17 protein-coding genes are annotated in these 18,514 nt (G+C 72.4%); 7 read left to right on the top strand and 10 right to left on the bottom strand.

Annotation, left to right across the window (positions count from 1 at the left end; all coding sequences use genetic code 11):
- Positions 1 to 123: 123 nt before the first annotated feature.
- A complete protein-coding gene (locus ACU436_RS09235) occupies positions 124 to 1,386 on the bottom strand; it encodes an MFS transporter (protein ID WP_459023599.1) in 1,263 nt (420 codons plus the stop codon).
- 129 nt (positions 1,387 to 1,515) lie between these two features.
- Here ACU436_RS09235 and ACU436_RS09230 point away from each other — a divergent pair, with 129 nt between their 5' ends.
- The 4 genes from ACU436_RS09230 to ACU436_RS09215 all read left to right on the top strand — a co-directional run bounded on the left by ACU436_RS09230 (position 1,516) and on the right by ACU436_RS09215 (position 5,399).
- The gene (locus ACU436_RS09230) at positions 1,516 to 1,776 is read left to right on the top strand and encodes a hypothetical protein (protein WP_220257148.1); all 261 of its coding nucleotides are present in this window, start codon (positions 1,516 to 1,518) and stop codon (positions 1,774 to 1,776) included.
- Between the two features lie 71 nt (positions 1,777 to 1,847).
- Complete coding sequence (locus ACU436_RS09225; protein ID WP_459023596.1) at positions 1,848 to 2,099, top strand: hypothetical protein; 252 nt, start codon at positions 1,848 to 1,850, stop codon at positions 2,097 to 2,099.
- 208 nt (positions 2,100 to 2,307) lie between these two features.
- Positions 2,308 to 5,046: an FtsK/SpoIIIE domain-containing protein gene (locus tag ACU436_RS09220; protein WP_459023594.1), complete on the top strand. Its 2,739-nt coding sequence runs from the start codon at positions 2,308 to 2,310 to the stop codon at positions 5,044 to 5,046.
- Positions 5,043 to 5,399 carry a hypothetical protein gene (locus ACU436_RS09215; RefSeq protein WP_459023592.1) on the top strand — a complete coding sequence of 119 codons (357 nt, stop codon included), beginning with the start codon at positions 5,043 to 5,045 and terminating at the stop codon, positions 5,397 to 5,399. The genes ACU436_RS09220 and ACU436_RS09215 overlap by 4 nt, the downstream gene beginning before the upstream one ends.
- Positions 5,400 to 5,538: 139 nt before the next feature.
- Here ACU436_RS09215 and ACU436_RS09210 read toward each other — a convergent pair whose 3' ends face one another.
- A complete protein-coding gene (locus tag ACU436_RS09210) occupies positions 5,539 to 6,660 on the bottom strand; it encodes a right-handed parallel beta-helix repeat-containing protein (RefSeq protein WP_459023590.1) in 1,122 nt (373 codons plus the stop codon).
- A gap of 112 nt (positions 6,661 to 6,772) precedes the next feature.
- Complete coding sequence (locus ACU436_RS09205) at positions 6,773 to 7,549, bottom strand: maleylpyruvate isomerase family mycothiol-dependent enzyme (protein WP_459023588.1); 777 nt, start codon at positions 7,547 to 7,549, stop codon at positions 6,773 to 6,775.
- 45 nt (positions 7,550 to 7,594) lie between these two features.
- Between ACU436_RS09205 and ACU436_RS09200 the strand changes: the two genes are divergently transcribed.
- A complete protein-coding gene (locus ACU436_RS09200) occupies positions 7,595 to 8,503 on the top strand; it encodes a MerR family transcriptional regulator (protein WP_459023586.1) in 909 nt (302 codons plus the stop codon).
- Between the two features lie 23 nt (positions 8,504 to 8,526).
- Here ACU436_RS09200 and ACU436_RS09195 read toward each other — a convergent pair whose 3' ends face one another.
- Genes ACU436_RS09195 through ACU436_RS09185 form a run of 3 tightly spaced genes read right to left on the bottom strand, consistent with a single transcriptional unit; the run spans position 8,527 to position 10,446 of the window.
- Positions 8,527 to 8,937, bottom strand: a complete 411-nt coding sequence (locus ACU436_RS09195) for an arsenate reductase ArsC (protein WP_459023584.1) — start codon at positions 8,935 to 8,937, stop codon at positions 8,527 to 8,529.
- A 49-nt stretch (positions 8,938 to 8,986) separates the two neighbouring features.
- Positions 8,987 to 10,069: an ACR3 family arsenite efflux transporter gene (gene arsB / locus ACU436_RS09190; RefSeq protein WP_459023581.1), complete on the bottom strand. Its 1,083-nt coding sequence runs from the start codon at positions 10,067 to 10,069 to the stop codon at positions 8,987 to 8,989.
- Positions 10,066 to 10,446 carry an ArsR/SmtB family transcription factor gene (locus ACU436_RS09185; protein ID WP_459023579.1) on the bottom strand — a complete coding sequence of 127 codons (381 nt, stop codon included), beginning with the start codon at positions 10,444 to 10,446 and terminating at the stop codon, positions 10,066 to 10,068. Before ACU436_RS09185 ends, arsB begins: the two co-directional genes overlap by 4 nt.
- Positions 10,447 to 10,521: 75 nt before the next feature.
- On the opposite strand from ACU436_RS09185, the gene ACU436_RS09180 reads away from it, so the two are divergent.
- A complete protein-coding gene (locus ACU436_RS09180) occupies positions 10,522 to 10,782 on the top strand; it encodes a hypothetical protein (RefSeq protein ID WP_459023577.1) in 261 nt (86 codons plus the stop codon).
- Here ACU436_RS09180 and ACU436_RS09175 read toward each other — a convergent pair.
- Positions 10,779 to 11,987 carry an MFS transporter gene (locus ACU436_RS09175; RefSeq protein WP_459023575.1) on the bottom strand — a complete coding sequence of 403 codons (1,209 nt, stop codon included), beginning with the start codon at positions 11,985 to 11,987 and terminating at the stop codon, positions 10,779 to 10,781. The genes ACU436_RS09180 and ACU436_RS09175 overlap by 4 nt on opposite strands.
- 22 nt (positions 11,988 to 12,009) lie before the next feature.
- Positions 12,010 to 13,368 carry an NAD(P)-binding domain-containing protein gene (locus ACU436_RS09170; RefSeq protein WP_459023573.1) on the bottom strand — a complete coding sequence of 453 codons (1,359 nt, stop codon included), beginning with the start codon at positions 13,366 to 13,368 and terminating at the stop codon, positions 12,010 to 12,012.
- Between the two features lie 95 nt (positions 13,369 to 13,463).
- Between ACU436_RS09170 and ACU436_RS09165 the strand changes: the two genes are divergently transcribed.
- Positions 13,464 to 14,339: a helix-turn-helix domain-containing GNAT family N-acetyltransferase gene (locus tag ACU436_RS09165; RefSeq protein ID WP_459023570.1), complete on the top strand. Its 876-nt coding sequence runs from the start codon at positions 13,464 to 13,466 to the stop codon at positions 14,337 to 14,339.
- 25 nt (positions 14,340 to 14,364) lie between these two features.
- On the opposite strand, the gene ACU436_RS09160 is transcribed toward ACU436_RS09165, so the two are convergent.
- Both ACU436_RS09160 and ACU436_RS09155 read right to left on the bottom strand, forming a co-directional pair.
- The gene (locus ACU436_RS09160; RefSeq protein ID WP_459023568.1) at positions 14,365 to 14,547 is read right to left on the bottom strand and encodes a DUF6104 family protein; all 183 of its coding nucleotides are present in this window, start codon (positions 14,545 to 14,547) and stop codon (positions 14,365 to 14,367) included.
- 50 nt (positions 14,548 to 14,597) lie between these two features.
- Entirely contained in the window at positions 14,598 to 18,338 is a 3,741-nt protein-coding gene (locus ACU436_RS09155) for a multifunctional oxoglutarate decarboxylase/oxoglutarate dehydrogenase thiamine pyrophosphate-binding subunit/dihydrolipoyllysine-residue succinyltransferase subunit (RefSeq protein WP_459024310.1), read from the bottom strand.
- Positions 18,339 to 18,514 lie beyond the last annotated feature (176 nt).

The following is an 18,514-nucleotide window of genomic DNA, read 5'->3' as shown; positions in this document are numbered from 1 at the left end:
GCCAGCCCTCCGACGTCTCGCCCAGAAGGGGACACCTTCGAACGCCGACGCACCCCGTCGCAAGACCCAAATGCGGTGGTGCTTCGTCCTACCCACTCGCGGGTGGCTGTCCTATCGTCAACGTCAGCCGCCTGACCCGGACCGGGCCGGGTCGCGTAGCACCCGTGCCGGGAGCCTGCGCTCCAGCGCCAGCATCCCGGCGATGCTCGCCAGGTTGAGCACACCCAGCACGATCCACGGTGCGGAGCGGGCCAGCTCGAAGAGCGTGGCGAAGAACGCCGGCGCGATGATCGACGAGATCGTGAACGAGTACTGGAACGTGGCGAGGTAGCGGCCGCGGGCCGCGGGTGGCGCCGCCGCGGTGGCCAGCCCCATCGACACGGGCGCGTGCACGATCTCGGCCGCCGTGAAGAGCAGCGTGCCCCCGATGAGCACCGGCAGCACCCAGCCCGGTTGCCCGGGTACGAGCACCGCGAGCGAGACGCACCACCCGGCCCACAGGGAAGCGGCCACGATGATGCTGCGCGTGCGGCGGAACCCGGTCAGGCGCGCGACGACCGGTGCGGACAGCACCGCGATCAGCACCGCGTTCCCGGCGAGCAGCACGGCCGTGAGCCAGGCCGGCCCCTCGATCCCGGTGAGCACCACGGTCGGGAGCGCGACGCCGAGCATCATGGTGGAGAGCGCGTACACCGCGTTGAGCGCGATCAGGCCGAGGAACGGCCGGTCGCGCAGCAGCGTGCCGTACCCGGAGCGCTCGAGCGGCTCGTGCGCGTGGCCGGCCCCGGTGCGGACGAACACCGTGATGAGCACGGCGGCGGCCGTGAAGCACACGGCGGCGCCGTACGCCACGGCCCGGTAGGCGGCGTCCCGCCCGTCGGACACGACGATCCCCGTGACGAGCCCGCCCGCCGCGAGCCCGGCCGTGCGGGCGCCGTTGGCCAGCGCGTACCAGGTGTCGCGGGAGAGCGTGGACGCGCTGCCGTCGACGTGGTCGGCGATCGCGGTGAACACCGCCGACCAGAAGAACCGCACGCCGATCGCGACGAGCGCGGACGACACGAGGATGCCGGCCGGCCCGCTCACCCAGGCGTACGCCAGGAAGCCGACGGCCTGCAGCAACTGCGCGCCCACCACGAGCGGCAGCGCCCCGAACCGGTCGGCGAGCGTGCCCGCCCAGACCGGGATCGGCAGCGTCACCGCGTTGGCGATGGTGAGCAGCACCCCGACCAGCGCCAGCGGCACGGCGGTGAGCTCGACGAAGTAGACGAGGGACAGGGGGAGGAAGAGCCCGTTGCCGAGGGAGTCGACGGCGAGTGCGCCGATCAGGACCGGTCCACCCCGGCTACCGCGCGTGCCCGGGTCGGCATGCCCTCCTTCCGTCACGACGGCTGAGCGTACGGATGCACGAAAAATCGGGAAACCGAGTAGCGAGCCGCATGCGTCGGGTAGCCGTATCGCGGCTAGATTCGCACCGTACGACTGGATTTGGTACGACGGGGAGTTACGAAGAAGATGGCGAGCATCGAAGAGGTCAGAGCCGGCATCGCGCTGGCCAACGACAAGGCCTCGGAGAGCCTCGGGGCGCTGCAACAGGCGCACTCTTCGCTGGAGCAGGCGCAAGGTGCGTTGCAGCGTGTGACGGAAGGCAGTACGCAGGCGGACGTTTCCGAGGCGAACGGGCTGCTCGCCCAGGCCGTCGGGAGCATCGGCGAGGTGCAGAACCAGGTGCAGGCCGCGATCCAGGCGTCCGAGGGCGTCGCCAACCGACTGTGAGCGAGCCCGGGGGACGGCAGCCGGCGGAGCTTGCGGAGCCGGCGGGTGGGTGAACGCAGCGAGGAGGTCGGGTGAGTGATCTGGGGGAGATCCGCGCCGTGCTGGCGGCCGTTGCCGAGCAGCTCGGCAGCGCCTACCAGCAGGCGGGGGTCGCGCGAGCACGGATCGACGACGCCGTCGCCGTGCTCGACGGGCTGGGCGAGCAGCACTCCGAGCCGCTTCTGCCCCCCGAGCTGCGGCAGGCGGCCGACGAGCTGGAGCGCGGCCTTGGCCTGATCAGCGGCGGTGCCACCGCCGTGGCCGACATCGACGCGAGGTTGTAGGGAGTGTTTATGACGTGGCCCGTTTGCGTAGCGGTGCCGGTAGCGGAACCTCAGACGCCTTCTCGCTCCGGGAACTCCTCCTCATGAACGCCAGTTCACCGCGTCGGAGCTGTCCTCGCGAGAAGACGCCTGAGAACCCGCCGCGGTGCCGGCTGCGTGCTCCTGACAAGCGGCTCCGCCGCTTGCTCAAAACAACCTAGGACGATCAGTGGTACGCGGGCCCAGCAAACGGCAGCAGCGCATCGCCACGGCGTTCGACGCGCTGTGCGACGCGATCGCGCGGGCGCTCGGCGCGGCGGAGGGCGCGCGCGGGTCGGCGGTGCGCGCACATGCCGAGGCGATGGTCGAGATGTGGTTGCGCGAGGACGGCCTCGAGGCGGTCGAGAACGATCCCGGCCTGCGCAGGTTGCTCGCGAACCCGGATCTCGCCGGGCCGGTCGCCCGGGTCGCGTCCGATCGGACGGCCGCGTTCCGGGAGTGGCTCGCCACCGGTCCCCGGCAGCTCGGGCAGATCCTCGCCGAGGCGGCGCCCGCCGCGGCGGGCGGCGACCCCGACGAGTGGCTCGGCCAGGTCGGCAAGGTCGACGGGTCGGGTCCGGTGCCGTCGCTGTGGACGATCGGCACCGGGCGGATCGGCCGGGCGGAGCCCGGGTTCCCGGTCGCGGTCCCCCTGCTCGACGAGTCGCACCTGCAGATCAGCTCCACGCACGACAGCCGGCCCCGGGCCGAGTCGCTGGTGGAGAACCTGCTGCTGCGGGTGATGAGCAGCTTCCGGCCCGGTGTGGTGCAGCTGCACGTCTGGGACGTCGGCCGGTTCACCGGCTCGCTGCCCGGTCTCTACCCGCTCACCCGCACCGGGCTGCTCACGGTGCACGACCCGGCGATGCTCGACGAGCTGCTCGAGGAGCTGTCGGACCGGATCCGGCGCGTCCACACGCGCGTCCTCGTCGACGGGCACCCGTCGCTGCGGGCGATGGCCGAGGCGAACGGCGGCCGCACCGAGCCGTGGGTCGTCGCGGTGCTGCTGGGCAACCGGGCGTCGTTGAAGGACGCCGAGCACCGCCAGCTGCAGCGGGTGGCGCGCGACGGGCTCGCCTGCGGGGTGCAGCTGGTGCTGCTGGACGTCCCGATGACGGCCAACGCGCCGATCGAGACGGTCCGGCTCGACGACAGTGGCCTCGCGGTCTCGTCGATGACCGGGCCGCACGTCACGGTGGAACCGGATCCCGTGCTGCCGCCGGCGGAGGTCACCCGTGCCGCTCACACCATCGCCGACGAGCACGAGCGCTGGCGCAGCCGGGTCGGCACGTTCACCGATCTGCTGCCGGGCACGGAGAAGTGGGGTGCTTCCCGGTCGGTGAGCGGGCTGCACGCACCCGTGGGGTTCGCCGACGGGCTGCCGGCCCAGGTCTCGCTGGCCGACGCCTCCCCGCACGCCCTGATCGGCGGCCCCAGTGGCTCCGGGAAGACCAACCTGCTCCTCACCATGATCAGCTCGATGGCCGCCCGCTACGGCCCCGACGAGCTCGAGTTCTACCTCCTCGACTTCAAGGAGGGCGTCTCGTTCGCGCAGTTCGCCCCGGGGCGGCGGGATCAGACGTGGCTGCCCCACGCGCGGCTGATCGGCGTGAACATCAACACCGACCGCGAGTTCGGACTCGCGCTCCTGCAGTTCCTCTCGGACGAGATGCGCCGTCGCGCCGAGGCGGCCAAGGCGCACGAGGTGACGAAGCTGGAGGAGCTGCGGCGCGAGGACCCGGCCGGCCGCTGGCCGCGGATCGTGGCCGTGATCGACGAGTTCCAGTACCTCTTCGCCGAACGCGACGCCGTCACGCGGCAGGCCACCCTCCTGCTGGAGGACGTGGCGCGGCGTGGGCGTTCGCAGGGCATCCACCTGGTCCTGGCCAGCCAGGACGTGTCCGGCATCGAGGCGTTCTGGGGGCGTCCGGCGATCTTCGAACAGTTCGTGCTGCGGATCGCGCTGCCCCGTGCGCGCCGGGTGCTCGCCGAGCTGAACGACGCCACGCTCGGCCTGCCGCGCTGGCACGCCGTGATCAACCACGAGTCGGGTATCACGCACGGCAACGAGGTGGTGCGGCTCCCGGACGCCACCGGGAAGGGCTCGGTGGACGAGGTGCAGCACCTGCTGCACGAGACGTACGCGCGGGGGCGTCCCGAGCCGCGCCTGTTCGACGGGAGCCGCTCCCCGCGCCTGTCCGAGCTGCTCACCGTCCTCCCCGCGGGCCCCCGGGCGTTGGTCGGACAGTGCATCGACGTGGCGGGCAGCGCGGCCGCGGTCGGGCTGCCGGACGCACCCGGGCGCAACCTCGGCGTGCTCGCGTCCGCCGCGCGGGAGGCGGTGCAGGTGCTGGGCGCGGCCGCCGCGTCGCTGGCGGGCCAGCACCCCCGGGACACCCTCGACGTGGTGATCGCCCCCCTCATCGCGGAGGCCCTCGAGCCCGCGGAGCGGCTCGCCGAGCGGGCGGCGGGGGCCGGGCAGCGCGTCGAGACGGTCCGGCTGGACGGCGTGCGCGCCCGCGTCGAGGCGCTGGCGCAGGAGGTGACCGAGCGCCTGGCCGGCACGGCGTCGCGCCATCCCGTGGCGCTGGTGCTCTACGCCGCGGACGCCGCCGACACCGCGCTGGACCGGGCCGGAACGGAGGCGCTGCGCAAGGTGCTGCACTTCGGTCCGGAGACCGGGGTGCACGTCCTCGGGTGGTGGCGGAGCCCGGCGCGGTTGAAGGCCCTCCTCATGATGGGCGCCTCGCCCGACGACCTGGGGGCGTGGGTGGCCCTCGACGTCCAGGGCTCGGAGGTGCAGCCGCTCGTGCCCGGCATGTTCGTCACCTGGTCGCCCCGCCCGGGGCGTGGGCTGCTGTTCGACCGGGCCCAGCACACCCAGCCCGAGGTGGTCATCGTGCCCTCGTTGGAGGAGCTGTCGACGTGAGCGCGGCGCGGGAGTACAAGGAGGTCGTCGCGGGGATCGCGGCGGCCGCGGAGGCCCTGCACGAGCGGGACCGGGCGCGGGCGGCCGCGCTGAACCGCGAGCTGGTCGGGCTCGGCCGGGCGATGGCGCACGCGGAGGAGCGCGCGGGTCTCACCCGCCTCGGCGTCGAGCTGCACTGGGAGGCCGCGCTGGACGCCCTGTGGGTCGAGTCGTGGATGAAGCTGCGGCCCCGCCCCGCCCCCGACCGGCGTGCCGACGCGGCGGCCATCGACGAGCTGGACGCCGAGGTGGAGGCCAGGGCGGCCGCGCTGCTGGAGGCGACCCGCCGCCGCTTCCGCCTGCCCCGCCGCTGACACACACGCGACGACGGCCGGAAGGCCGTTCCAGGTCGCTCACACACCAACCTTGGGGCTCGCACACCAACTGCAGTTGGTGTGCCGGCACCACGGTTGGTGTGCGAGCGCCGCTACTCCCTGCTCTGGACGAAGCCGGTCACGGCTGGCCGAGGGTGAGCGTGCCCGGGTTGATGATCACGCCCTCCCCGACCTGGCGGTCGACCTCGACCTCGGTGACGAGGTTGCCGTTGGAGGTGACCTCGAGGCTGTCGGCGCTGCCGCGCTGGTAGTCCAGCCCGATCCCCAGGCCCTTCCCGCGGATCGTGTTGCTGTTGACCGCGGCCTTCGCGTCCCCGTAGTTGCCGAGGACCTGCAGGAAGCTGCCGCCGCGGCCCTCGTTCTGGAAGATCCGGTTGCCGATGATCGTGCTCGCGGCGCCGCCCTGGACCTTCGCGAGGATCCCGGTCGTCCCGAAGTCCTCGATGTAGTTGTCGGTGATCGAGGAGCCGTACAGGCGGTCGGCGTAGAGGGCGCTGTCGCCCCCGACGTCGTAGATGTGGTTGCCGCTGATCATCCACCCGGCGGTGTTGTCCAGCGCGATCCCGTCGCCGCCGGTTTCGGCGATGTAGTTGTCCTCGAGCTGCCAGTCGGTGACGGAGTTGCCGGTGTCCTCGACGAAGACGCCGCTGCCGCCGGAGTCGTTGAGCTGGTTGTTCGCGATGCGCCCGTTCACCTGCGTGTTCGTGAGCTCGGTGCCGTTCGCCGACAGGTTGGTCAGCCGGATGGCGTCCCGCTTCGCATCCTCGATCTGCACGTCCTCGACGAACGTCTGCCACGACCGCACCACCACGGCGTCGGCAGCGTCGGGGTTCGCCGCGCTGTTGGCCTTGATCGTCATGGTGCGCAGCGAGGTGGCGCTGCCGGTGGTCGGCGAGTTGTCGAGCCAGCTGTCGCTGGCGAAGATCGCCCGCAGGTTCGCGCCGTCGGCCTGCTGGACGACCGTGCCGGTGCGGGAGCGTCCCTGGTACGAGCGGTTGCCCAGCAGCGGGATCGTCTCGGTGACCAGGCAGGTGCCGTCGAACACGATCGCGTCGCCCGCGGCGCTGCGGGCCAGGGTGGCGGCGATCAGTCGCGAGTCGATGTTCGCGTTGTTCCGGCAGTTGATCACCCGTTCCGCCAGGATCTTGAGCTCGGGTGGTGCTGCAGGTGCTGGCTGAACCGGGCCGAGTGTGGCGATCGCGGTTGCCACGGCTGCCGTCAGCGTCAGTAGTCCGGCCATCGTTCCCCCCAGGTGCTGTGCGTGCTCCGCCCGGCGGGCGACGGCACGTTCACATCACCCGTTCGGGGTGGCGGAATAGTACAGACGAGCCGATCTTCACCTGAACGGGGCATCAGAACGCCGTGTGTGCCCACCAGTGCTGCAGCAATGCCCGGTCGCCGGTGATCGCGAGCCGGGGGTCGTCGGGCGTGATGCGCCGGGAGAACACGAGCAGCAGGTCGCCCACCGGCGCGCCCACCACCACGTCCGCGTCGCTCGTGCCGCGCTCCCACGTCACGCCACCGGGGCCGCGGGTGATCAGCCAGCCGGTCTCGACGTCGGTGGGCCGCAGCAGCAGGGTCTGCCCGTCGCCGCGCAGCTCGCCCAGTTCGGGCTTCAGGTCGGCGGCCTCGGCCGCCGAGATCAGCCCGAGCCCCTCGCTGATCGTCTCGGCGGCGAGGTCCGGGGCGATGGTGAACGGGCGTCCCGCGGCGAACGCCGCGTCCGCGACGTGCACCGCCGTGTCGGCCACCATGCGCCGCAGCCAGAACCGCGCCGGCCGGTTCCCGAGGAACGTCCACACGGCGGTGTCCGGGCCGGTGTCGGTGATCGCGCTCGCGAGGTCGGCGGCACTGTCGTGCAGCCGGCGGGGCCAGTCCTGCGGCCGGCCCGGATCCGAGTCGCGCGGGTCCGGTGGAGGAGTGCCCGCGCGCGTGCGCACGAGCTCGGCGCTCCACCGGTAGGCCTGTCCGATGTGGCCCACCAGGTCCCGCACCCGCCACTCCGGGCAGGTCGGCACCGTGGCCTGCGGGTCGAGGCCGGCGACCGCGTCGGCGAAGGCGGCGGTGACCTCTCGCAGCGCCGTGGTCAGCCGGTCGACGCGCGCATCACTGCTCCGTATCCGATCCACGGGCCGTACCGTAGGAACTCCACCCCGCTGGAGGTTCTAGCAACTGTGAGCAGGGACACGGCGCTCGGCATCGGCGATCTCGCCGCGCTCACCGGTGTGCCCGTCCGGACGGTCCGCTTCTACTGCGACGAAGGGCTGCTCGACTCCGGGCGCAGCGCGGGCGGGCACCGCCGGTTCGCGCCCGCGGCCGTCGAGCGGCTCGACCTCGTCCGCCGGCTGCGTGCGCTCGGGCTCGGGCTGCCCGCGATCGCGGCCGTCCTCACCGAGGAGCGGTCGATCGCCGAGGTCGTCGCGGCGGAACGCGCGCAGCTCGACGTCGAGCTGGCGGCACTCGCCTGGCGACGGGCGTCGCTCGCCGCCGTGGAGGCGGCCGCGCCCGCCGAGCGGGCGGCGCGCCTCGAGCTGCTCGCGGCGGCGCAGGATCGCCGGGCGGCGCGGGACGCGCTGGTCTCGTTCTGGCGGCGCCTGTTCATCGCCCCGTTGCCGGCGGAGTTCGTCGACATGTTCCTCGAGGTCAGCGTCCCGCTGCCGCCCGCGGACCCGACATCGCGCCAGGTGGTGGCGTACGCCGAGATGGTCGCGCTCGCCGGCGACCGCACCCTGATGCACCGGATGCGGGCGAGGGCACGGGTGAACCTCGAGTGGATCACGGACGAGGCGGAGCTGCTCACCGGGATCGGTGCCGCGTGCGAGCTGGCCCATCCGCTGCTCCTCGCGGGGCGGCGGCCCGAGCCCGGCGAGGCGCTCGACCGGTTCGTGGCCGCGTACGCAGGCGGGCAGCGGCGCCGGGACACCCCGGGCTTCCGCAAGGAGCTGCTCACCACCGCCACCGTCGACCGCGATCCCCGGCTCCGCCGCTACTGGCGGCTCGTGGGCGACGTGACCGGCGAGCCCGTGACGGTGGGTCTGGCGCAGGCGTGGCTGGTCGACGCCCTGGAACGCTCCGTCGCCTAGCGCCCTGCTCCTTCGTGGCGCTTTCAGATCGATGCCGGGGCCAGCTCCACGAGGAGAGCGCGGACGCGGGTGTCGATCTCGTCGCGGATGGGGCGGATCTCGGCGGCGGTCCTGCCGGCCGGGTCGGCCAGATCCCAGTCCAGGTAGCGCTTGCCCGGATACACCGGGCAGGCGTCGCCACACCCCATGCTGATCACGACGTCGGCGCCGCGGACGACGTCGTCGGTGAGCGGCTTGGGGAACTCCTTCGACAGATCCAGCCCGATCTCGGCCATGACCTCGCGCACGGCGGGGTTGATCTGGTCGGCCGGGGTGGATCCGGCAGAACGGACGTGCACCCGCCCTCGGGCGTGGTGGTCGAGCAGGGCGGCGGCCATCTGCGAGCGCCCGGCGTTGTGGACGCAGACGAACAGGACCTCGGGGACGGCGGACACGATGGCTCCTTCGGCGCGGACGAGCGGGTGGGAGATCGAAGGCGGGGGGTCATCGGTCTGCGGGGGCGGCGGGCCACCACCGTCGACGCAGGCCGAGTGACACGTGGACGAGCGCGACGAGCACCGGGACCTCGATCAATGGTCCGACGACGCCGGCGAGGGCTTGCCCGGAGGTGACGCCGAAGGTGGCGATGGCGACGGCGATGGCGAGCTCGAAGTTGTTACCGGCCGCGGTGAAAGCCAACGTGGCTGCGCGCTCGTAGCCGAGTCCGATCGCTCGGGCGAGGGCGAGCGAGCCCAGCCACATGATCGCGAAGTAGGCCAGCAGGGGCAGCGCGATGCGTGCGACGTCCAGCGGCTGCGAGGTGATGGCCTCGCCCTGCAGGGCGAACAGGATGACGATGGTGAACAGCAGCCCGTAGAGGGCGAGCGGGCCGATGCGGGGCAGGAACCGGTCCTCGTACCAGGTGCGTCCCTTGGCGCGTTCACCGAGCCGGCGTGAGAGGTAGCCGGCGACCAGCGGGATGCCGAGGAACACCAGTACGGAGGCTGCGATCTCCCAGGGCGAGACGTCGAGCGTGGCCTGGGGCAGGCCGAGCCAACCGGGCAGCAGGTCGAGGTAGAACCAGCCGAGCGCGGCGAACGCGATGACCTGGAACACCGAGTTCAGCGCGACCAGCACGGCGGCGGCCTCGCGGTCGCCGCAGGCGAGGTCGTTCCAGATGATGACCATGGCGATGCACCGGGCGAGGCCGACGATGATCAGCCCGGTGCGGTACTCGGGCAGGTCCGGCAGCAGCAGCCAGGCCAGCGCGAACATGAGCGCGGGGCCGACGACCCAGTTGAGCAGCAGCGAGGCGGCGAGCAGGCGCCGGTCGCGGGTGACGGTGTCGAGGCGGTCGTAGCGCACCTTCGCCAGCACCGGGTACATCATCACGAGCAGGCCGAGCGCGATCGGCAGCGAGACACCTTGCACGGCGATGGCGTCGAGCGCGGGGCCGAGCCCGGGCGCCAGACGTCCGGCGGCCAGGCCGAGGAGCATCGCGACGAGGATCGACACGGGCAGGAACCGGTCCAGCGTCGGCAGCCGCGCCGCGACCGGCTGCGCTTCCGTCGGATTCGTCCTGGTCACGGGCCGACGCCTTGCTCGATCGCCAGTACGTCGGACAGCCGGGCCAGTGCGGGCGGCTCGACGCGGTAGTAGACCCAGGTGCCGCGCCGCTCGCCGGAGATCAGTCCGGCCTCCCGGAGCACCTTGAGGTGGTGCGAGATCGTCGGTCCGGACAGGTCGAAGACTGCGGTCAGGTCGCAGACGCAGGCCTCGCCGCCGTCGTGCGAGGCGATCAGGGACACCAGCCGCAACCGCACCGGATCACCGAGCGCCTTGAACGCCCGCGACAGCTGCACCGCCTGCTCGGCCCGGATCGGCTCCCGCACCAGCGGCGTCCCGCAGCCGACCATCGAGGACAACTGGGCGAGCCCGATCAGCTCCCGCTCCTGCTTCGACATCTGTCTACCTTGACAGGCTTCGATTCAGCGGCGCAACCTCTGTCTCGACAATCGTCGATACAGCCGGGGTGCGGGATGAGCGAGCATCTGCGCGAGGCCGCACGGGTCCTGCGACCCGGCGGCCGCTTCGCGGTGTCCGACGTGGTGGCCGATCCCGACGTCGACGACCGGGCCCGCGCCGCCATGGGGCAGTGGACCGGCTGCGCCGCCGGAGCCCTGACCCCGGCGGAGTTCACCGGAGCGCTGATGGACGCGGGCCTGGTGGACGTCGAGATCGTCGAAACGCACCGGGTGCACGAGAACGCGGCGGCCGCCATCGCCCGCAAGCCCGGCTAGCCGCCGCGGTGTCGCGGGACGCTGCCGAGGGCGAGAACCGAGGCCAGCGCAGCCAGGACCGCGAGCACGACGAACACCGGCGGGTACCCGCCGAGGAGCCCGGCCAGCGCCGCCCCGGCCCACGGAGCCAACGCGGTGGCCACCATGGCCGGTGCGGACAGCAGGCCGGACAGGCGCCCGTAGTGCGCGGCGCCCCAGCGGTCGCTGACGGCGGTGGCCTGCAGCAGGGTGAACACGCCGCGGGCGGCGCCCGCGAGCATGGCCGCGGCGACGAGCAGCCCGGCAGGACCGGGGAGCAGCCCGAGCAGGGCCGTTGCCGCCGCCGTGCCGGCGAGGACGAGCACGCCACGTGCCCGGACGCTCGTGTGCGCCGTGAGGCCGCCGTAGCCGAGCCGCCCGAGCACCTGCCCGAGCCCGCCGAGGCCCAGCGCCCACGCCGCGAAGGTGGTCGACATGCCGCGCTCGATCAGCAGCGGCACCTGGTTGACCACCACCGCGAACGCGGCGAACGTGCCGAGCGCGATGGCCGCGACCAGCAGGACGAACGGCCGGCTGCGCGCGACCGCCCCGGGGTCGTGGCCGCCGTGCTCGGCGTGCTCTTCCGGGTCGGGGTCCGGCCACCGGCCACGCAGCCCGAACAGGTGCGCCGGGATCGTCACCACCGCGAGAACCACGGCGAGCACCAGATAGGTGCCCCGCCAGCCAAGCTGCTCGAAGAGCGCCGCGGTGAGCGGGGCGAAGATGGTGCTGGCCAGACCGGCCAGCAGCGTGAGGGACGTGAGGGCGGTGACTCGGCGCGACCCCCACCAGCGCGTCAGCGCGGCGAACGCGGGCTGGTAGAGCACCCCGGCCTGGGCCACTCCGGCCAGCACCCAGGCGGCGAAGAACCACGGCAGCGACCCGGCGCCGGCGATGCCGAGCACCGCGGGAACGGCCAGCACCGAGCCCGTGGTCATGACCAGCCGCGGGCCGAGCCGGTCCAACCATCGCCCCGCCGGGATCCCGACGAGTGCGGCCACCACCAGCCCCAGCGAGTACGCGGCGGTGATCGTGCCGATCGACCAGCCGGTATCGGCCGCGATCCCCGGGGCGAGCACCGGGAAGGCGTAGTAGAGCACGCCCCAGCTGACGATCTCGGTGACGCACAGGACGGCGAGCACCCGCCGCAACCCGGCGCGCGACAGCGTGCTGGGTCGCTCGGTCATCCGCTCGGCGTGCACGAAGCGGTCAGTGCGCGGCGCTCGGCGGGGCGGCGAGGTTCGGCGTCGCCGGGCCGCAGCATCCGCCCGCGGCGGAGGCCTCGTCACCCGCGACCTCCTCGGCGTTGTCGACGAGGCCCCCACCCGAGCAGACGCCGGTCTCGGGCAGCACCAGCTCGACGCGCTCGGCTGCCTCGCGGTCCCCGGCGATCGCGGCGACCACGGAGCGGACCTGCTCGTAGCCGGTCAGCGACAGGAACGTCGGCGCCCGCCCGTAGGACTTCATGCCGACCAGGTAGACGTCCGGTTCCGGCTGGGCCAGCTCGCGGGCGCCGTGCGGGTACACGGTGCCGCACGAGTGCACGTTCGGGTCGATCAGCGGTGCCAGCTCTCGCGGGGCCTGCAGCACCGGGTCCAGGTCCAGCCGGACCTCGGACAGGAAGCTCAGATCGGGCCGGAACCCGGTGAGCACGACGACCTCGTCCACGGGGTCCAGCTGGACGCCGTCGAAGGACTCCAGCACGAGCCGGCCGTTCGGATCGTGCTGGACAGCGGCGGTGCGGAACCCGGTCACGGTGCGGATGTGCCCGGCCGCGGCGGCCTGCGCGGCGCGCCTCCCGAGCGCCCCGCGGGCCGGCAGCTGGTCGGCATCCCCGCCGCCGAAGGTGTTGCCGATCTCGCCGCGCCGTAGCAGCCACACCACCCGGGTGCCCGGCTCCTGGTCGGCCAGCTCGGCGAAGGCCACCAGCGCGGTCAGGGCCGAGTGGCCGCTGCCGGCGACCGCGATCCGCTTGCCGGCGTAGCGGGTGCGCTCGCCCGCGTCGGTCAGGTCGGGCACTCGGTAGCGGATCCGCTCCGCCGCGGCGTGCTCGCCCACCGCGGGCAAGCCGTCCCCGCCCAGCGGGTTCGGCAGCCCCCACGTTCCGGATGCGTCGATCACCGCGCGTGCGGTGATCCGTTCCTCGCCGTCGGTGGTCTCGACCCGCACGGTGAGCGGCTCGCTCGCACGGGCGGCGTCGACCACGCGGTCCCAGCCCCGCCGCGCCACGCCCACGACGCGCGCTCCGTAGCGAACCTGATCGCCGAGGGCGTCGGCGAGTGGCTGCAGGTACTGGTCGGCCCACTCCTGGCCGGTCGGGTAGCGGTCCGCATCCGGGGCCTGCCACCCCGTCGGGGCCAGCAGCTTCTCCCCGGCCGTGTCGACCAGCTCCCCCCACCGCGAGAACAACCGCACGTGGTGCCATTCCCGCACCGCCGCCCCCGCCGCCGGCCCGGTCTCCAGCACCACCGGGGCCAGGCCATGCTCGACCAGGTGTGCCGCCGCGGCCAGCCCGGCCGGGCCGGCGCCCACCACCACGACCGGCAGCGCCTCGTTCGCCTCGTTCATGACACCCTCCATCGATCTGTGTCGATTGATGGTGCCGGACTGTATCGACCGTTGTCGATTGACGCAACCATCGATGTGTGTCGATAATGTGCGCCATGAGCGCCTCGCTGCCGCTGTCCGTGGTGCCCCCGGAGGAGTCGGCGTTCCAGCCGGCGCAGCTGGCGTCGCGGGACGCGGCGACGTACGCGGGGTGGTTCGCCTGCCTCGCGGAACCGATGCGGGTGCGGCTGCTGCACGCCGTCGCGGTGGCCGGGCGGGAGACCACCGTCGGGGCGCTCACCGGGCAGCTCGGCATCAGCCAGTCCACCTGCTCCCACCACCTGCGCAAGCTCGCCGACGCCGGGTTCGTGCGGTTGCGCAAGGAGGGCACCGCGACCCTGGTGTCGGTCAACCCGACCTGCTGCACCGGTCTCCCGCACGCCGCCGACGCCGTGATGGGAATGCTCGGGCCGCGCCCGTGCTGCCCCACCGACGTCCCCGCCGACGTCACCGTCCGCGCCATGGACCCGGCCGACTGGGCCGACGTGCGCCGCATCTACGCCGAGGGCATCGCCACCGGAAACGCCACCTTCGAGACGGAGGCCCCCGACCGGCGCACCCTGGACCGCGCCTGGCTGCCCGACCACCGCTGGGTCGCCGAACTCGACGGCCAGGTCGTCGGCTGGGCCGCCGCCGCGCCGGTGTCCGCCCGGGCCGTCCACTCCGGCGTCGCCGAGACCTCGATCTACGTCGGGGACGGCCACCGCGGCCGCGGTGCCGGTAAGGCGCTGATCCACCGCCAGGTGGTGGGCGCCGACGACGCCGGGCTGTGGACGCTGCAGACCTCGATCTTCCCCGAGAACCGGGCCGGCATCGCCCTGCACCGGTCCGCCGGGTTCCGCACCCTCGGCATGCGCGAACGCATCGGCCGCCACCACGGCGTCTGGCGCGACACCGTCTTCCTGGAACGCCGCCGAACCGACGACCTATGACCCGCGAGGTCGTCGGTTCGGCGGCTCAGTCCTCCAGGTCGTCGGCGTCGTCGCGGGCCAGGAAGCTCGCGACCCGGTCGACGGCGTTCTCGAAGCCGGGGTTGAGGTCGACGAACGTGCGCAGCCGATCGGCCAGCCATTCCACGCTGACCTGCTCCTCGCCGCGCCGATCGACCAGCTCCTCGATGCCGCGATCCGTTGCGTACACGGCTACTCCGACTCCGTTCTCCCTGATTTGTCTCCGCCTGGCGGCGTTGATCAGTCAGAAGTGCCCAGGGCCTCGTCGATGAGGGCCGCCTGCTCGACCTCGTGGACCTTGCCCGAGCCGGCGGCAGGCGCGGCCATCCGCCGCCGCGACACGCGCCGGAACCCGACGAGCCGGGGCAGCTTCATCGGCAGCTCGAGGCCCACGAACGGCCACCCGCCCTGGTTGGCCGGCTCCTCCTGGACCCAGCGGACGTCCTCGGCGTTCGGGTAGCGCTCCAGCACGGCGGCGAGCTGGCGGTCCGGCACCGGGTACAGCTGCTCGATGCGCACGATCGCGGTGTCCTCGACACCCCGCTTCTCGCGCGCGGCCGCCAGCTCGTAGTAGACCTTGCCGTAGCAGAGCAGGACCTTTCGCACCTCGGAGGCCGGGTCACCGTTCTCGCGGAAGTGCGGGTCGTCGATGACCGGACGGAACCGGCCGCCGGTGAAGTCGGCCAGCGGGCTCACCGCCTGCTTGGCGCGCAGCATCCACTTGGGCGTGAACACCACCAGCGGGCGGCGCACCCCGTCCATCGCGTGGCGGCGCAGCAGGTGGAAGTAGTTGGCGGGCTCGGTGGGGACGGCCACGGTCATCGAGCCCTCGGCGCACAGCTGCAGGAACCGCTCGATGCGACCCGAGGAGTGGTCCGGGCCCTGCCCCTCGAGGCCGTGCGGCAGCAGCAGCACGACGTCGGACATCTGGCCCCACTTGGCCTCACCGGACGAGATGAACTCGTCGATGATCGACTGTGCCCCGTTGACGAAGTCGCCGAACTGGGCCTCCCACGCCACGAACGCCTCGGGGTTGGCCACGGAGTAGCCGTACTCGAAGCCGACGGCGGCGAACTCCGAGAGCGCCGAGTCGTATGGCAGGAACCGGTCCTGGTCCTCGGACAGGTTGCGCAGCGGGTAGTACTCCTCGCCCGAGCGCCGGTCGATGATCACGGAGTGGCGCTGGACGAACGTGCCGCGGCGGGTGTCCTGGCCGGAGATCCGCACGAGCTTGCCGTCCATCGCGAGGGAGCCGAGGGCGAGCAGCTCGCCGAACGCCCAGTCGACGTTGCCCTCGCGCGACATCTGGTAGCGCCGCTGCAGCACCGGCTTGACCCGCTGGTGAACGGTGAAGCCCTCGGGCAGCTCGACGTGCGCGTCACCGATGCGGTGGACGACCTCCTGCGAGACGGACGTGTCGAGGTCGGTGGGGACCGACTGCTCCCGCTCCACCGAAGGGCTCGGCGCCGGCGGGGTCCGCTCGAGCTCCCGAACCTCGTTGAAGACGTGCTCCAGCTGGTTGGAGAAGTCCTTGAGCGCGTGCTCCGCGTCCTCGACCGTGATGTCCCCGCGGCCGATCAGCGACTCGGTGTAGAGCTTCCGGACGCTGCGCTTCGCGTCGATGATGTCGTACATGGCCGGCTGCGTCATCGAGGGGTCGTCGCCCTCGTTGTGGCCGCGGCGCCGGTAGCAGATCATGTCGATCACGACGTCGTTGTGCCAGCGCTCGCGGTACTCCACCGCCAGCTTCGCCACCCAGACGCACGCCTCCGGGTCGTCGCCGTTCACGTGGAAGACCGGCGCGTCGATCATCTTCGCGACGTCGGTGGAGTACTGCGACGAGCGCGAGTGCTCGGGCGCGGTGGTGAAGCCGACCTGGTTGTTGACCACGACGTGCACGGTGCCGCCGGTGCGGTAGCCGCGCAGCTTGGCGAGGTTGAGCGTCTCCGCGACCACGCCCTGGCCGGCGAACGCGGCGTCGCCGTGCATCATCAGCGGCAGGACGCTGAAGCCGCCCTCGCCCTTGTCGAGGAGGTCCTGCTTGGCGCGGACGATGCCCTCGAGCACCGGGTCGACGGCCTCGAGGTGCGACGGGTTGGACGCGAGCGACACGACCGTCTCGCCGTCGCCGAACATCCGGAAGTACTTGCCCTCGGCGCCGAGGTGGTACTTCACGTCGCCGGAACCGTGGGCCTGGCCCGGGTCGAGGTTGCCCTCGAACTCGCGGAAGATCTGGCTGATCGGCTTGCCCACGATGTTGGCCAGCACGTTGAGCCGTCCGCGGTGGGGCATGCCGATGACGACCTCGTCGAGCTCGTGCTCGGCCGCCTTGTCCAGCACCGCGTCGAGCAGCGGGATGACCGTCTCGCCGCCCTCCAGGGAGAACCGCTTCTGCCCGACGTACTTGGTCTGCAGGAACGTCTCGAAGGCCTCGGCCGCGTTGAGCTTCGACAGCACGTACTTCTGCTCGGCGGCGCCCGGCTTCTGGTGCGGCACCTCGATCCGCTCCTGCAGCCACGCGCGCTGCTCGGGGTCGGCGATGTGCATGTACTCGGTGCCGATGGTGCGGCAGTACGCGTCGCGCAGCACGCCGAGCACGTCGCGCAGCTTCATGTGCTGCTGGCCGGCGAACCCGCCGACGGCGAACTCCCGGTCGAGGTCCCACAGCGTGAGGCCGTGGGACAGGATGTCCAGGTCGGGGTGGCGGCGCTGGCGGTAGTTCAGCGGGTCGGTGTCGGCCATGAGGTGCCCGCGCGTGCGGTGGGCGTCGATCACCTCGATCACCCGGGCGGTCTTGTCGATCGCACCCTCGGGGATGTCCTGCACCCACCGCACCGGCTCGTACGGCACCCGCACGGACCGGAAGATCTCGTCGTAGAACTCGTCCTCGCCCAGCAGCAGGGCGTGCATCCGGCGCAGGAAGTCGCCGGACTCGGCGCCCTGGATGATCCGGTGGTCGTACGTGGAGGTCAGCGTGATGATCTTGCTGACGCCGATCTCGGCCAGCTTCTCGTCGCTCGCGCCCTGGAACTGGGCCGGGTACTCCATCGCGCCGACGCCGATGATCGCGCCCTGGCCCTGCATCAGCCGCGGCACCGAGTGGTTGGTGCCCAGCGTGCCGGGGTTGGTGAGCGTGATGGTGGTGCCCGCGAAGTCCTCACCCTGCAGGGAGCCGGCCCGCGCCTTGTGCACGATGGCCTCGTAGGCCGACCAGAACTGCGCGAAGTTCATCGTCTCGCAGCCCTTGATCGAGACGACGACGAGCGAGCGCTGCCCGTTCTTGCCCGGCAGGTCGATCGCGAGCCCGAGGTTGACGTGGTCGGGCTGCACGACGACCGGCCTGCCGTCCTGCTCGGTGAAGTGGCGGTTCATCCCCGGGAAGTCGGCGAGCGCCTTGACCAGCGCGTACCCGATGAGGTGCGTGAAGGAGACCTTGCCACCGCGGGTGCGCTTGAGCTGGTTGTTGATGACGACCCGGTTGTCGGCGAGGAGCTTCGCCGGCACGGCCCGCACGCTCGTGGCCGTGGGCACGGTGAGCGAGGCGTTCATGTTCTTGACGACCGCGTTTGCGGCACCGCGCAGCGGGATGGAGGTGCCGGCGTCGGGGTCGGCCGCTGCCCGTGCGGCGGGCCGGGCGGCCTGGGAGGTGCTGCCCGCGGGCGGCTTCGCCCCGGTGGAGGGGGTGCTGCGCTTCTGGGTGAGCGCGCTGCCGTTCGTGGGCGTGAGCGCCGCGCGGTCGGCGGCCCGGACGCGCTCGTTGGGCTCCGGTCGCTCGGTGGCGGGCGTGGGGGCGGGCGCCGTGGGCGCGTCGGAGGGCGTGGACGGCCTGCCGGGCTGTTGGGCGGCTTCCTGGACGGATCCGGTGCCGGCCGAGTCATCGGCGGTGTCGGCGGCAGCGGTGTCGGTCGGTCGGTAGTCGGCGAAGAACTCGTGCCATGCGGGGTCGACGTTGCTGGGGTCGTCGAGGAAACGCTGGTACATCTCCTCGACGAGCCATTCGTTCGGCCCGAACTCGCCTGCTGGACTGGACGTACTGCTGCTGGACACGCTGATGACCGCCTTGATCGGATCTCATCGACATCGCCGAGGACTGCCCGCCAGGTTAGTCCTCCGCACCACGGAGGCGGGTACCGCGCGGGGGAGGTGATCGGCTGCAC

Source organism: Pseudonocardia wallangbongensis, assembly GCF_054486945.1.
Note: the sequence above shows the minus strand (reverse complement) of the source record. Positions and strands in the feature narration are given on the sequence as shown.